Annotated in this window: 14 protein-coding genes and 11 tRNA genes; 7 read left to right on the top strand and 18 right to left on the bottom strand. The window is 41.0% G+C overall.

Features of this window, described 5'->3' with window-relative positions; genetic code table 11:
* Positions 1-560: 560 nt before the first annotated feature.
* The 3 genes from M3183_RS23380 to galU all read right to left on the bottom strand — a co-directional run bounded on the left by M3183_RS23380 (position 561) and on the right by galU (position 3,447).
* The gene (locus M3183_RS23380) at positions 561-1,295 is read right to left on the bottom strand and encodes a GntR family transcriptional regulator (RefSeq protein ID WP_251473521.1); all 735 of its coding nucleotides are present in this window, start codon (positions 1,293-1,295) and stop codon (positions 561-563) included.
* Between the two features lie 207 nt (positions 1,296-1,502).
* On the bottom strand, positions 1,503-2,420 hold the full coding sequence (locus M3183_RS23375; RefSeq protein ID WP_251473519.1) for a DMT family transporter: 918 nt from the start codon (positions 2,418-2,420) through the stop codon (positions 1,503-1,505).
* Positions 2,421-2,568: 148 nt separating this feature from the next.
* On the bottom strand, positions 2,569-3,447 hold the full coding sequence (gene galU / locus M3183_RS23370) for a UTP--glucose-1-phosphate uridylyltransferase GalU (protein ID WP_251473517.1): 879 nt from the start codon (positions 3,445-3,447) through the stop codon (positions 2,569-2,571).
* Positions 3,448-3,737: 290 nt separating this feature from the next.
* Between galU and M3183_RS23365 the strand changes: the two genes are divergently transcribed.
* The gene (locus M3183_RS23365; protein ID WP_251473515.1) at positions 3,738-4,154 is read left to right on the top strand and encodes a hypothetical protein; all 417 of its coding nucleotides are present in this window, start codon (positions 3,738-3,740) and stop codon (positions 4,152-4,154) included.
* Between the two features lie 31 nt (positions 4,155-4,185).
* Here M3183_RS23365 and M3183_RS23360 read toward each other — a convergent pair whose 3' ends face one another.
* Positions 4,186-4,695, bottom strand: coding sequence for a hypothetical protein (locus M3183_RS23360; RefSeq protein ID WP_251473512.1), 510 nt, complete (start codon positions 4,693-4,695; stop codon positions 4,186-4,188).
* Positions 4,696-4,839: 144 nt separating this feature from the next.
* Between M3183_RS23360 and M3183_RS23355 the strand changes: the two genes are divergently transcribed.
* A complete protein-coding gene (locus M3183_RS23355; RefSeq protein ID WP_251473510.1) occupies positions 4,840-5,031 on the top strand; it encodes a hypothetical protein in 192 nt (63 codons plus the stop codon).
* Between the two features lie 7 nt (positions 5,032-5,038).
* The gene (locus M3183_RS23350; protein ID WP_251473507.1) at positions 5,039-5,275 is read left to right on the top strand and encodes a hypothetical protein; all 237 of its coding nucleotides are present in this window, start codon (positions 5,039-5,041) and stop codon (positions 5,273-5,275) included.
* Positions 5,276-5,331: 56 nt separating this feature from the next.
* Here M3183_RS23350 and M3183_RS23345 read toward each other — a convergent pair whose 3' ends face one another.
* On the bottom strand, positions 5,332-5,580 hold the full coding sequence (locus tag M3183_RS23345; RefSeq protein ID WP_251473505.1) for a hypothetical protein: 249 nt from the start codon (positions 5,578-5,580) through the stop codon (positions 5,332-5,334).
* Between the two features lie 129 nt (positions 5,581-5,709).
* On the opposite strand from M3183_RS23345, the gene M3183_RS23340 reads away from it, so the two are divergent.
* Positions 5,710-6,663 carry a DMT family transporter gene (locus M3183_RS23340; protein WP_311315403.1) on the top strand — a complete coding sequence of 318 codons (954 nt, stop codon included), beginning with the start codon at positions 5,710-5,712 and terminating at the stop codon, positions 6,661-6,663.
* 247 nt (positions 6,664-6,910) lie between these two features.
* Here the strand turns inward: M3183_RS23340 and M3183_RS23335 are convergent, their stop codons facing one another.
* Together M3183_RS23335 and M3183_RS27215 are read right to left on the bottom strand one after the other, a co-directional pair.
* Positions 6,911-7,639, bottom strand: coding sequence for a polysaccharide deacetylase family protein (locus M3183_RS23335; protein WP_251473500.1), 729 nt, complete (start codon positions 7,637-7,639; stop codon positions 6,911-6,913).
* Complete coding sequence (locus M3183_RS27215) at positions 7,636-7,770, bottom strand: hypothetical protein (RefSeq protein ID WP_285880918.1); 135 nt, start codon at positions 7,768-7,770, stop codon at positions 7,636-7,638. Before M3183_RS27215 ends, M3183_RS23335 begins: the two co-directional genes overlap by 4 nt.
* Before the next feature lie 65 nt (positions 7,771-7,835).
* On the opposite strand from M3183_RS27215, the gene M3183_RS23330 reads away from it, so the two are divergent.
* From M3183_RS23330 to M3183_RS23320, 3 genes are all read left to right on the top strand, one after another.
* On the top strand, positions 7,836-8,927 hold the full coding sequence (locus tag M3183_RS23330; RefSeq protein ID WP_251473498.1) for a CdaR family transcriptional regulator: 1,092 nt from the start codon (positions 7,836-7,838) through the stop codon (positions 8,925-8,927).
* 203 nt (positions 8,928-9,130) lie between these two features.
* Entirely contained in the window at positions 9,131-10,543 is a 1,413-nt protein-coding gene (gene glcD / locus M3183_RS23325) for a glycolate oxidase subunit GlcD (RefSeq protein WP_251473495.1), read from the top strand.
* Complete coding sequence (locus tag M3183_RS23320; protein WP_251473492.1) at positions 10,540-11,865, top strand: (Fe-S)-binding protein; 1,326 nt, start codon at positions 10,540-10,542, stop codon at positions 11,863-11,865. The genes glcD and M3183_RS23320 overlap by 4 nt, the downstream gene beginning before the upstream one ends.
* 108 nt (positions 11,866-11,973) lie before the next feature.
* Here M3183_RS23320 and M3183_RS23315 read toward each other — a convergent pair.
* The 11 genes from M3183_RS23315 to M3183_RS23265 form a co-directional block, all read right to left on the bottom strand.
* Positions 11,974-12,045, bottom strand: a tRNA-Asn gene (locus tag M3183_RS23315).
* 158 nt (positions 12,046-12,203) lie between these two features.
* Positions 12,204-12,280: transfer RNA gene (locus M3183_RS23310), tRNA-Ile, on the bottom strand.
* A gap of 11 nt (positions 12,281-12,291) precedes the next feature.
* Positions 12,292-12,365 (bottom strand) — tRNA-Gly (locus M3183_RS23305).
* Positions 12,366-12,389: 24 nt separating this feature from the next.
* Positions 12,390-12,471, bottom strand: a tRNA-Leu gene (locus M3183_RS23300).
* An 8-nt stretch (positions 12,472-12,479) separates the two neighbouring features.
* A tRNA-Cys gene (locus M3183_RS23295) sits at positions 12,480-12,550 on the bottom strand.
* 9 nt (positions 12,551-12,559) lie between these two features.
* Positions 12,560-12,634 (bottom strand) — tRNA-Gln (locus M3183_RS23290).
* A 9-nt stretch (positions 12,635-12,643) separates the two neighbouring features.
* Positions 12,644-12,719 (bottom strand) — tRNA-His (locus tag M3183_RS23285).
* Positions 12,720-12,733: 14 nt separating this feature from the next.
* Positions 12,734-12,807 (bottom strand) — tRNA-Trp (locus M3183_RS23280).
* A 3-nt stretch (positions 12,808-12,810) separates the two neighbouring features.
* A tRNA-Tyr gene (locus tag M3183_RS23275) sits at positions 12,811-12,895 on the bottom strand.
* A gap of 12 nt (positions 12,896-12,907) precedes the next feature.
* Positions 12,908-12,980 (bottom strand) — tRNA-Phe (locus M3183_RS23270).
* A 179-nt stretch (positions 12,981-13,159) separates the two neighbouring features.
* Positions 13,160-13,236, bottom strand: a tRNA-Asp gene (locus tag M3183_RS23265).
* Between the last annotated feature and the right edge of the window lie 50 nt (positions 13,237-13,286).

The raw sequence follows: 13,286 nt of genomic DNA, 5'->3' as shown, positions 1-13,286 counted from the left end.
TGTAAAAGTTTTTAAGACACTATTACTATATTTAAAACAAAAAGATTATTAGTCTTCTTACACCTATTTCCCTCCTTTTAGCAGCTAGATGACCCAACCGCTGGAATTATATTTAAAATGCACTTATTTACGTGCATTTTAACTATTCATTTTGAAAGTGGAGACTTTCTTAATAATCCGTTTCAAGTTCACGTTATTCTTCTAAATTAAAAGCTGCGAAATGAACAAAATTTATCTAATTAATGGGATGAATGAAAGGTGTGATTTTTCATTTTAGACTATATCTATGATGGGGAGTTGATTGAACCTATTAAAGGAATTGTATGTAAGTACCTCTTCAGAGAGTTTAACTACATGATGAAAAAATGGATATGTTATAAATGCTGCTGAAAGAACAACATGGGTGATGCCAATCAGTACGCTATAATTTATATGAAGGCGGAGTTTAACTTTTGTGATGTTTTTATTTTTAAAAATGGACATTTCTTTTTTGAATATTATGTCAATTAATTCGATAGTGCTGCATATGTTTATTTTCACCGTACCGTACTATAATCTTTTTATCGATCCAATTTAATATCATAATGGTATTGATCACTTCTGTATTTTGTTACGTTATACTCAATTGGTCGGTCATTAAATCCGAAACTTAAACGAGACATCTCAAGTAAAGCTTCTCCTGCTCTAATACCCAGGAAATCTGCTTCATTAATAGTAGCATTGATGGCAGAAATTCTTTCATCGGCATGTTTTAAAAAAATATTATTATTTTCAAGTATTTCATAAAATTTAGCTCCATTTAAATCATGCATCATTAATAACTTACCAATCTCCTCTGGCCAGCAAGTACGTTCCAATGCAATTGGAATGTCGTCTGCCAAACGAATACGTTCAATTACTAAAATATTTTCATTCTTTTGAACCTCTAAAATGGATTTTTCATAAAACATTTTATTGTTGAATTCGGCACGTATCAATTGCGCGAACGGAATTAATCCTTTTTCCATTACTTCTTCGGCAAACCCTTTAAGCTTTCCTAAATCTCCTACAAGTCGAGCTGTCTTCACAATCGTTCCTTTACCCTGCTTTTTTTCTAAGATTCCTTCATGTACAAGAATTGAAATAGCTTCACGAATAGTGGTTCTACTAACTTCAAATTCTTCCATTAATTCTTGTTCTGTTGGAATCAAACTATTAGGCAGCCAAATCTGATTTTGAATTCGATCTATTAACACATTTTTCACTTGAATATATAAGGGCTTATGACTACTCGAAGCCACTACTTTGTTTCCCATTTTGTTATGCCAATCCTCCTTCCAACTAACCTCTACAAAAATTCTACCTTAAAACATAAAGATGTTTATATTACATCATGATGTTTGTTTCTATATTAACTTAATCAAATAAGTTTAGCAATACTTTTCTGAAAATTCTATATATACTGTTTTCTAATAAAAAAGGCCATTCCTTTAGTGAAAAAGGATGACCTTGGGCTCACAAATTTATGATGTTATTTCTACCGAAGGATTCTTTTCCGGGACAGGATGTTCCTTCAATCCAAGCAGATTCACAACGATTACACCGCAAATGGCAATGGTGCCGCCGATAATCGAAATGATTTTTGGTAATTCACTCAACCAAATCCAGGCAATGATAATTGCAAATACCGGCTCAATGTATAAGATGCTCGTCACAGAGCTTGCTTTCCCTGCATTCAATGCCAGTGCCCATGTAACATAGCCAATGGCTGTTGGGAATATCGCAATATAAAGTGCAGAAATATTGGCTTCCATTGTCGCATGCTGGATACCTGAGAAAAGCCCTGGGGAAAAAATGAAAAAAGGCATGGTTCCAAACCAAGTAAAATAAGCCGTTAATTCAATGGATGAATATTGGGTCAAAAGCGGCTTTTGAAAAGCAAATAATGTTGCTGTCGCTAGAGAAGACATCAGCAATAAAAAAATCCCCTTTGAAATTTGAAAAGAGGGTCCTGCCGTTCCGAGCGTGATGATTCCAATTCCGATAAACCCTATGGCTAATCCAATCCAGCCAAATAACCCAATACGTTCTTTTAAAATAAACAAGGCAATCAGCGCAGAGAAAATCGGTGTAGAAGCTATAATCATAGCAGCCGTACCTGCCGCAACTGTTTGCTGGCCAAATGTAACCCCAATGTGGTATACACTTATTCCAATCCATCCAAGTACCGCAATTTTCAGCAAATCCCCTTTTTTAGGCAGACGAAATTTTACACCTGGCCACAAGGCATATGCCGCAAAAATGGCAGAAGCAATCAGATACCGGATAAGAATTAAGTGCCCTGGAGAATATCCCCCCTGCAATCCAGCCCGTATCGCTGGAAATGCTGAACCCCATATTCCAACAGTAAAAATCCCCAAAAACAATGCTTTGGAGTTCATCGCTTTCACCTCTATCCAACTACATAACTTCAAGAATATCACAGAAGAAAGATAGCCGCAATTAACAAATTTTTCAATTTACAATAAAAAAAATCCCCTGCTGGTTGATGCCCAGGGAGGATTTTTAGAAAGCCTGAAACGGCTTAGCTTATTGTTCAGATTTTCGTACAATCTCTTTTAAATATTCCATGACTTCATCGTGCAGGTCAGGATATTGAAGTGCAAAATCAATAGTAGTTTTAACAAAGCCAATTTTTTCGCCAACATCAAAGCGTTTGCCTTCGAAGTCATAAGCGAATACACGTTGAATTTGGTTTAGTTCCTGCATTGCATCGGTCAGCTGGATTTCTCCGCCGGCACCGGTTTGCTGCTTATCGAGGAACATAAAGACCTCTGGAGTCAAAATGTAACGGCCCATAATGGCCAAATCGGAAGGTGCCGTACCTTGTGCTGGCTTTTCCACTAAATGATTGACTTGATATCGTCTGCCGGTTTGCTGGCCATAGTCAACAATTCCGTAACGATGCGTTTCTTCCAACGGCACTTTTTGTACCCCAATCACAGAGGAATGAGTTTCTTCATAAACATTGATCAGCTGTTTTAAACATGGTGTTTCACTTTGGACGATATCATCCCCTAAAAGAACGGCAAATGGCTCATCCCCGATGAAGTTCCGGGCACACCAGACAGCATGTCCAAGTCCTTTTGGTTCTTTTTGGCGGATATAATGGATATCGGCCAGATTGGTAGAGTATTGAACCTTGTCCAATAAATCCTTTTTCCCTTTTTCTATCAGATTTTGCTCAAGCTCTGGCGCAAAATCAAAATGATCCTCAATGGCTCGTTTGCCTTTACCGGTTACGATAATAATATCTTCGATTCCTGAAGCAACTGCTTCCTCCACAATATATTGAATCGTCGGCTTATCTACAATTGGCAGCATTTCCTTTGGCATTGCTTTCGTTGCCGGAAGGAATCTTGTTCCAAGTCCCGCAGCCGGGATAATCGCTTTTCTTACTTTCTTCATCCAAGTCACCTTACCTTATCATCCATAATGAAAACAGACAGGAGATGTCCCATCCCAAATTGTATATTATTTTTAACTCTTGCTTTATTCTATCATTTTTTCAAAATAAAGCCGAATCTTTAAAAAACCCCGCAGACTATTCTACCATATTTTAACCAAATGTTGTAAGGGAATTACTAATTTTCATAGATATTCCCAACTGCGAAGGGGGTGCTTTTTGAATAAGGAAGGACGCCCATTCATATAGTTAGGAATATAAGCGGCCCCAAACTGCAAAAAGGAGGGAGAGTATGGTAAAGTTTTTTTCCTTTAAAAAGAAAAAGGCGAAAAAAGCAGACAACAGCAGCTCCCTTCTAATCGAGAAATTAGACCGGATTATTGAATTGCTGGAAAATCAGCAACATGAAAAGGACGGAAAGGAATTGCTGGAAAACCAGCAACATGAAAAAGACGGGAAGTACATCAACCTTGAACATGTCCAAATCGATCATCTGGAAAATATTATTTTTCGCTTGGACAATATTGAAATTGACCAGTTAAGCGGGAAACTTTTAATTGGGACCAATATAAGTGCCTCCGAGGAATTTGCCGAAACACTTGTTCAAAAGGTAGATAAGGAAAGTTTGAAAAAAGAAGCGATGTCTGAGGAGTCATCAGCTGAACCCAAAATGACAGCAACTTCAAAAGGGTTTCGGTTTCGAAATTGAATCTGTTTACAGGATGCTTCTTGTTGCCTTTTCAATCTACTTTTCTTACATTGGCAACTTTAATATCTTGGTCCTCGATAATGCCATCTACCACATCATGATCATTATTGACATTGTGATTTAAAATTAAATGGTTACCATTTCCGTAAATACTTCCCTGTGAATGATTCACCTTTTCATTGGCATCCATGCCGGACACATGACTTTCCCCAACCGAAACCAACCCATTCTGCATCATTGTATTGACCGTTACACTTTCTACAGCCACGTTGTTTGTATGATTGGTCCCAGGGTTTTCAACTGAAATATTAATATCCCGGTCATCAATCGGTGTATCAATATAATCGGGATCATTTAAAATTAATACATTTTCATAAATCAGATTAGACTCCCCGCCAATTTCTCCAATCACATTATTCGCTTTGCCATGTGCACTCCAGCCAACCGCACTGTTTCTTTCCCCAATAAAGATGCCTGATTGCCTTTCCATCGCTTGGACATGGATATTCCCTGTAAATTGAAATTCAAACGAATGAGCCATTCATTTTCACCACGCTTTGAAATAGTTTTCCTGTATATTATGTTCGCTGCTGGACGATTGTGTTAGATGCCCAGAAAAAGCGGATTATTTTGTGTCATCAGCCTAAGAAATGAATAAAATGGCGAAAAAGGAGACTAAAAGCAGATGAAACTCTCACTCGGCGATATAACCATATCGAGCATTAGCAAAACCTCAGGTTTATTTTTTGGAAAGGAAAATACCCTCAAGCAGTTTCGAAGTGAATCCATTGTGAACGAAGCAGTCGGTTCAGTGACAGGCAACAAAAATACGATAAAACAAGGGCATATGATGAAAAATAAGTTGAAGGAAGGATGAATGGATCGTGACCACCCCTATTTTATCCCCGACTTTCCATATTGGTACAATTAAGATTGGCACCATTGAAAATGCCTCCTGCTTTAGTATTGGCAACAATTTTATTGAAGATTTTAAAAGCAGCAAAAAACATAATCAGGGACTAGGCAACATCCACGGTGACAGCAACAACTTTTCAAATATGCGGGCGGCATTGACACATTATGAGGATGAGAAAAAGAATGAACCCGAGGATCCGTCTTAACCAAAAAGCTGTTAAAAGAAAATACCATCCCATGTTCCATTTTGGGATGGTATTTTTTATATATTTCCGCCAAAATTCGGTTTAATGTCTTGGTCATTCATCACTCCGTCAATGACATCAAATGAATCCAAGTTATTCCCTAAGTTTGCCGAGACAATATTGAACAAACCAAATGTACCCCCAAATGCCAGGTTATATTTCCGGTTGGCATCCATTCCGGTAATAATGGATTCTCCGACGACAAATGATGCATTTTGCTGAGGCGTGCCTTCATTCAGTACTCCCAAGTGAATGAATGAAGGCATCTCTTCTTCTCCTGTTCTTTCTCTATGTAAAACATTTTATGTATATTATTTTTTTCTGTGACCGTTTACCCGGTGTTCCCATTGGTCCTCCTTCTTTTAAAAAGCTAACTCATTTACCAAAATTGTGGTATATTTTATTTAGTATTTACACCTAGGAAGGAAGAAATCATGGCACAAGAACAATCAAAATCAATCGGACTGCCGCTAACCGTTTCCATCATTGCCATTTCCTTTTCATCCATCTTTGTAAAATGGTCTGATGCGCCGGCATCCATTATGGCTATGTATCGGATGTTTTTTGCTAGTTTGCTATTAACACCAATGGTTTGGAAAAACCGGCAGGAACTCCAAAAGATCAATAAAAAGACGGCACTCTTTTTATTTTTTTCTGGTTTATTTTTAGCATTTCACTTTGTCCTTTGGTTCGGGTCATTAAAATTTACAACCGTCGCCAGCTCGACTATCATTTTAGCTTTGCAGCCGATTATCTCTCTGATTGGTGGTTTTTTTCTTTTTAAAGAGCGAACTACAAGCTCTGCACTCATGACCATGGGAATTGCTATCATCGGAGCCATGATGATTGGCTGGGGCGACTTTGGGTTGAGCCGGAATGCGATGATTGGCGATCTTCTCTCTTTCTTTAGTGTGATCGCTGTGGTCGGCTACCTATTAATCGGGCAGACCATTGTGAAGCAATTGTCGCACTGGATTTACAGCTTTTGTGTCTTTTCTTGTGCTACGATTGTTCTTGTTATTTTTAACTTTGCAACAAATGTGAAACTGACAGGCTACTCTTCAAAAGATTGGGGAATTTTTCTTCTGCTGGCAATTGTCCCTACCATCAGCCATGTCATCAATAACTGGCTGATGAACTATGTCAACGCTACAACCATTTCCATGAGCATTTTGGGTGAACCGGTCGGCTCCACTATTCTCGCGTTTTTTATTTTAGGAGAGCGTCTTTCGGTCTGGCAAATGGCGGGCGGCGTATTCGTTCTAATCGGTGTCTTTTTATTTTTAACTCATAAGCAAAAGAAGCCTTCCGTTCATGAACCATTTCCAATTGAAAAAACAGCCCCGTAGACTTTGTCTTCGGGTTTGTTTGATTTTTATGAAGATGGATTCTGCGCGTTTCAGGTATGGTTTTGCGCGGGTATTTTGATATATTCCGCGTGTTTCGTGTAATTTTGCGCGGAAATTTTGATATATTCCGCGTATTTCGTGTAATTTTGCGCGAACATATTGATATATTCCGCGGGTATTGTTCAGAATTCCGCCGGCTTTTGGAGATATTCCGCGGCATTTTGAAAAAATCCCGCACAGCCCAAACCTACTCTACTATCTTGGCAAAGTCCTTCAATGTCGTTGAGTATTTCACATATATCCTTGGAATATAATAAAGCTCATCTTTGATTCCTTGTTCCGAAAAGGGTTCGGGTGTTGTGGTAATGCCGAACTGATAGTACTTCTTCGTTTCTTCCACCACTTTTTTATTAAAATTCCCATACGGATAACTGAGAGCTATCACTGGTCTGCCGGTTATTTTTTCAATTTTGTCTTTTGAATCCTTTAATTCATGTTTGAAATCCGTTATTTTTGTTAAATCCGGATGTGTTGCCGTATGGGACTGTACGGAAAAATAACCCGATTCTGCCAGCCTTTTTAAATCCGCAGCTGATAAACGGTTAGTTCGTCCAATAAAATCAGAAATAACAAATAACGTAGCTGTTGGTTTAAATTGATTCGTCGTCAATTTTTGAAAAATTTGATATACATTTTCGTTATTTTTATAGCCATCATCCAATGTAATAAATACAGGTTTGTTGACTTTTTTCCAATCACCCCAGCGTTCAAAGGTTAATAAGGTAAACCCATGGTCCCGCAAATAGGTCATTTGTTTTTCGAAATTCTGCGGGGTAACGTATAACTCCTTAGACGAACCGCTCCCTTTGTATTCAGCAATCGAATGATACACTAAAATCAGTACTTTATCCTGTGCAGAAGCTGGTGCCGGCAGCAAAAGAAACAAGAGAAATATCAATAATAAGTATTTTTTCATAACCATCCCTGCCTTTTTTTTATTATTCCGCCAAATGTTGGATTCATTCCGCGGATTTCTTTTGGATTTCCGCGTACTTCCCTGCTTATTCCGCGGAATTCCTTCATCATTCCGCCGATTCTTTCAAACATTCCGCAAACCTTCCCATTTGGTTGTTCATTTCGCTATAATAGCTTCAAAGGAGTGGTGCGGTACCATGCTTTTACCAGAACTTGCAGAGAAAATTGTAAGGGAAGTTCGAAAATTAATAGATGAAGAGATTATTGTTGTCGATACAAATGGCGTGATTATTGCCAGTACCAGCCTGGATAGGGCCGGAACCTTTCATGAAGGTGCATTAATTGCAGTAGAGAAGAAACGGAAGCTTGTGATTAGCGAAAAAGATACGGCCCGGTTAAAAGGTGTAAAAGCAGGCATCAATCTGCCTATATTTTTTCAGCAGGAAGTCATCGGCGTCATTGGGATTACCGGGGATCCTGTATTGGTAACGCCTTTCGCAGAAATCATTCGAAAAATGACAGAGCTTTTCATCAGCGAAAATTACTATGCCGAGCAGTTTGATTGGCATTTACGGGCAATGGAAACTTTTGTTTTGGAGTGGATTCAAGCAAGGGAAATTACCACTACCTTACAAGAGCGGGCACGAATGCTTGCCGTAGATTTAGAGCAGGCGCGGACAGCGGTAATTGTGGAATTCATTGGAATTGAACCATTAACAAGAGATGTTTGGGCAGCTATTTTTCAAACCCTTTCCAAAAATATATATGATGTGGCCGCCAGATCGGGAAATGAACGGGTTATCTGGCTGACAGGGCTCCATCATAAAGAGATTGTGAAGAATCATCTCGAACAATTTTTGTATTTTTTAAAAACAAACTTTGGCATTACGGCTATTGCCGGCGTAGGACAGGAGTACAATGCACAAGAAATCCTCCGTTCATATGAACAGGCAGAACGTGCTTTAAAAATTGCCAGCCAAAAGGGTTCCGTTGTATTTGATGAAGAATTGACGCTGGAAATGATCAGCGGCGAGCTGAAGCCAGAGATAAAAACTGAATTTATTGGGCGGACTATCGGACCCATTTTGCCGCAAAAAGAGCTGCTGGAAACGATACGGGAATTATTCATCCAAAATCATTCGCTGAAAAAAACAGCGGAGAGCCTTCATATTCATATTAATACCCTCCATTATCGGCTGAAAAAAGTCGAGGAGCTGACAAAGCTGAATCCTGGGAGGATTCATGATTTGCTTTGTTTATATATGGCGGTGATGTTCTTGGAGGAGTAATTTCCGTTAGCAGACCGGACTTTTGATGGCAGGATTTGCAGAGTCTATTAACGGATAACCTATTTTACCGTAAAGCTACTTTGTATATACATCCAAAAAAATTAAAATATTACCCTTATTATTCATATCTTCATACATAGCAGGCAGATGCCTGTTTTTTTTATACTTAAAGTAGCTATTAATCTATGGATGGGGGAAACAAGATGCTTTCACAAGAAGTTAAGGAAAAACTGATATCGATTGTGACGAAGGCGAATTTTGAAGACTCTAAAACCGAGAGGCTTGTGTATTCCTACGATGCGACACCAAATTTTCAGGCAATGCCTGATGCGGTAATCAGTCCGCGCAATACGCAGGAAGTTTCAGAGATTTTAAAAGTATGCAATGAATACAAGGTACCGATTGTGCCGCGTGGTTCAGGAACCAATCTTTGCGGCGGAACATGCCCGACAGAGGGCGGGATTGTCCTGCTTTTTAAACATATGAATAAAATTCTTGAAATTGACGAGGAAAATTTGACTGTTACTGTACAGCCTGGTGTGATTACACTTGATATGACCAATGCGGTGGAAGCAAGGGGATTATTTTACCCGCCAGATCCCAGCTCGATGAAAATCTCAACTATCGGCGGAAATATTAATGAGAACTCAGGCGGCCTTAGAGGACTTAAATATGGGGTTACCCGAGATTACGTGATTGCCCTTGAAGTCGTTCTTCCAAATGGGGATATCATGAGAACCGGCGGAAAGCTGGCCAAAGATGTTGCCGGCTATGATTTGACCCGGATGATGGTCGGATCAGAAGGAACACTCGGCATCATCACGGAAGCGACCCTAAAGCTGATTCCAATTCCGGAAACAAAGCAAACCATGCTGGCCCTTTACCAGGATCTAAATGCTGCCGCACGGTCCGTTTCTAAAATCATTGCTAATAAAATTATTCCGGCAACGCTTGAGTTTTTAGACCAGCCGACTTTAAAGGTAGTAGAAGATTTCGCCCAAATCGGACTGCCAACCGATGTTCAGGCTGTATTATTGATTGAACAGGATGGTCCGGCGGAAGTCGTTGAACGGGATCTAAAAAAAATGGCAGAGGTATGCCGTGAAGAACAGGCGGTCTCTATCCAATTGGCTGCATCCGAAGAAGAAGCGGAAGCATTACGAACTGCCCGGCGTGCTGCACTTTCAGCAATTGCCCGATTAAAACCGACAACCATTTTGGAGGATGCTACTGTACCAAGATCGGAAATCGCCAATATGGTGGAAGCCATTAATGACATCGCTGACAAATATAAACTGGATATCTGTACCTTTGGCCATGCTGGTGACGGCAATCTCCATCCAACCTGTGCAACAGATGCCCGGAATCATGAGGAAATGGAACGGGTGGAGCAGGCGTTTGCAGAGATTTTTGAAAAAGCCATTGATTTAGGCGGGACGATTACCGGGGAACATGGCGTTGGAGCAATGAAAGCACCTTATCTTGAATGGAAGCTGAAAAAAGAAGGAATTGCAGTGATGAAGGCAATTAAACAGGCGCTCGATCCTAATAATATTCTGAATCCCGGCAAAGTTTTTGCTAAAGACACAAGAAAACGAGTGGTGGTGGCGAGATGACAACCGTGAAAGAACGAGAACTGATTCAACAACAATTTAAAGAACGGATGGACATGGATGAGCTGTTAAACTGTATGCGCTGCGGTTTCTGCCTCCCAACCTGCCCAACCTATATTGAATCAGGATACAAAGAATCCCACTCCCCTCGCGGCCGGATTGCTATGATGAAAGCGGTCGTTGACGGAATAATCGAACCTGATGAAGACTTTGAACGTTCACTGGATCTATGCCTCGGCTGCCGTGCATGTGAACCAGTTTGTCCATCCGGTGTGAAATATGGGCATCTTCTTGAGGAAGCCAGAGATATTATTAATCAGAATAAGAAGTTTTCAGCGCCTGCAAAGGCCATCCGCGGGTCTGTGTTTCAAGGGCTATTTCCACATCCTGAGAGGATGCGCAGAACTGTAGGATTGCTTGGGTTTTATCAGCGCTCTGGGCTTCAATCTGTTGCACGAAAGGTTGGTTTTCTCGGTCTTTTGCCTGAAAGTTTAACCACAATGGAAAAAGTGCTGCCACAAGTCCCGACGATGAAGGAAATGAAAAATCGCCCCAATCACCTGCCGGCCATCGGTCCAAAGGTTCATAAGGTGGCTTTTTTCAGCGGCTGTCTCATGGATACGATGTTTTTGAAAACGAATGATGCCACAATGAAACTGCTGCAGCTGGCAGGCTGTGAAGTGGTTATACCACCTGAACAGGTTTGCTGCGGGGCACTCCATGGTCATGCCGGAGAAAAGGCAGCGGCCCAGGACTTAGCGAAGAAAAATATACAGGCATTCGAGGACTTGGGTGTTGATTTTATTATCACGAATGCCGGAGGCTGCGGGGCGTTTTTAATTGACTATGATCATTTACTAAAGGACGACCCAAACTGGCACGAACGTGCGAAAAACTTTGTTGCCAAAATTAAGGATATTTCCGAAGTATTAGTGGCGGTTGATTTTCATAAAAAAGTGAAATTGACTTTGCCGCCCCAAGTCATCACCTACCAGGATTCCTGCCATTTGCGGAATGTCATGAAAACAGCTTCAGCGCCTCGTGTTTTACTACAGGCAATCAGTGGTATTCAGTACCATGAAATGAAAGACGCGGACCGCTGCTGTGGTTCTGCAGGAATTTACAATATTGTTGAGTCAGAATCGTCGATGATCATGCTTGATTATAAAATGACTCAGGCGAAGGCCACCCACGCAACCACAATTGTTACGGCTAACCCGGGCTGTCTGCTGCAAATGAAGCTCGGTATTGAACGTGAAGGTCTGTCTGAGGTTATGCGGGGTGTGCATATTGTGGATTTGCTGATGGAAGCGGTGCAGGAGTAGATCTTCCTATAATAATATGAAACAATACGAAACCCCAAAGATAGTGAAATCTTTGGGGTTTCGTATATTTATTGTAAAAACGATGCTAGTTTTGAGTTTTAGATAAAGCTCCGCAGGTAGGATTCGAACCTACGACCGATCGGTTAACAGCCGATAGCTCTACCACTGAGCTACTGCGGAATAATAGAATTACATCATACTCATAGCGTAATTTGTGTCCACACCTCAGTATGTAATCCAAGATGCCTCTCGGCGTGTACAACTCGACGCCTATTCAAGAAGCTTTGCTCGTCTCTACCACTGAGCTACTGCGGAATAAAAAATATTTTAGTATAAAATGGTGGGCCTAAATGGACTTGAACCATCGACCTCACGCTTATCAGGCGTGCGCTCTAACCAGCTGAGCTATAGGCCCATTAAACACTTTGGAGCGGGTGATGGGAATCGAACCCACGACATCAGCTTGGAAGGCTGGAGTTTTACCATTAAACTACACCCGCACTATTTAATTTTTTCCATGTTAATACCGATGGTCGGGGTCGAACCGACACTCCTTACGGAACACGATTTTGAGTCGTGCGCGTCTGCCAATTCCGCCACATCGGCATAAATCAAGGCAGCAACCGGATTTGAACCGGTGATAAAGGTTTTGCAGACCTCTGCCTTACCACTTGGCTATGCTGCCATATATAGATGGCTGGGCTAGCAGGATTCGAACCTACGAATGACGGAGTCAAAGTCCGTTGCCTTACCGCTTGGCTATAGCCCAATAAATAAATGGGGCGGATGATGGGAATCGAACCCACGAATGTCGGAACCACAATCCGATGCGTTAACCACTTCGCCACATCCGCCATCACTAATATTTTGGCAGGGGTAGTAGGAATTGAACCCACACCAAAGGTTTTGGAGACCTTCGTTCTACCTTTAAACTATACCCCTAGATGGTGGAGGGGGACGGATTCGAACCGCCGAACCCTGAGGGAGCGGATTTACAGTCCGCCGCGTTTAGCCACTTCGCTACCCCTCCATATAAAAAAGATGGCGCAGGACGGAATCGAACCGCCGACACAAGGATTTTCAGTCCTTTGCTCTACCGACTGAGCTACTGAGCCATAATAAATTAACTTATAATATAAAGTCTTACCTAAAGTTCTTTGCTCAAAAAATCCTATGATTTTTCTCGCAGATTGACGCAGGAGCATATTCGATGGAGTAAGTAAACTGCTTTACCGTCTGAGCTGCTGTGCCATATTAAATCATTTTTATAGCAGGATTACCTGCTGAGTAATAATGGCGGTCTGGACGGGACTCGAACCCGCGACCTCCTGCGTGACAGGCAGGCATTCTAACCAGCTGAACTACCAGACCAAATTGCGGGGGCAGGATTTGAACCTGCGACCTTCGGGTTATGAGCCCGA

The organism is Neobacillus mesonae (assembly GCF_023715155.1).
Lineage (GTDB): Bacteria > Bacillota > Bacilli > Bacillales > Cytobacillaceae > Neobacillus > Neobacillus mesonae_A.
This window is presented reverse-complemented; position numbering and strand designations above follow the sequence as displayed.

Excerpts from the sequence above, each read along its gene's own strand:
- M3183_RS23380 (WP_251473521.1), bottom strand. The coding sequence starts at position 1,295 with ATGGGAAACAAAGTAGTGGCTTCGAGTAGTCATAAGCCCTTATATATT.
- M3183_RS23375 (WP_251473519.1), bottom strand. The coding sequence starts at position 2,420 with ATGAACTCCAAAGCATTGTTTTTGGGGATTTTTACTGTTGGAATATGG.
- galU (WP_251473517.1), bottom strand. The coding sequence starts at position 3,447 with ATGAAGAAAGTAAGAAAAGCGATTATCCCGGCTGCGGGACTTGGAACA.
- M3183_RS23365 (WP_251473515.1), top strand. The coding sequence starts at position 3,738 with ATGGTAAAGTTTTTTTCCTTTAAAAAGAAAAAGGCGAAAAAAGCAGAC.
- M3183_RS23360 (WP_251473512.1), bottom strand. The coding sequence starts at position 4,695 with ATGGCTCATTCGTTTGAATTTCAATTTACAGGGAATATCCATGTCCAA.
- M3183_RS23355 (WP_251473510.1), top strand. The coding sequence starts at position 4,840 with ATGAAACTCTCACTCGGCGATATAACCATATCGAGCATTAGCAAAACC.
- M3183_RS23345 (WP_251473505.1), bottom strand. The coding sequence starts at position 5,580 with ATGCCTTCATTCATTCACTTGGGAGTACTGAATGAAGGCACGCCTCAG.
- M3183_RS23335 (WP_251473500.1), bottom strand. The coding sequence starts at position 7,639 with ATGAAAAAATACTTATTATTGATATTTCTCTTGTTTCTTTTGCTGCCG.
- M3183_RS27215 (WP_285880918.1), bottom strand. The coding sequence starts at position 7,770 with ATGTTTGAAAGAATCGGCGGAATGATGAAGGAATTCCGCGGAATAAGC.
- M3183_RS23330 (WP_251473498.1), top strand. The coding sequence starts at position 7,836 with ATGCTTTTACCAGAACTTGCAGAGAAAATTGTAAGGGAAGTTCGAAAA.
- glcD (WP_251473495.1), top strand. The coding sequence starts at position 9,131 with ATGCTTTCACAAGAAGTTAAGGAAAAACTGATATCGATTGTGACGAAG.
- M3183_RS23320 (WP_251473492.1), top strand. The coding sequence starts at position 10,540 with ATGACAACCGTGAAAGAACGAGAACTGATTCAACAACAATTTAAAGAA.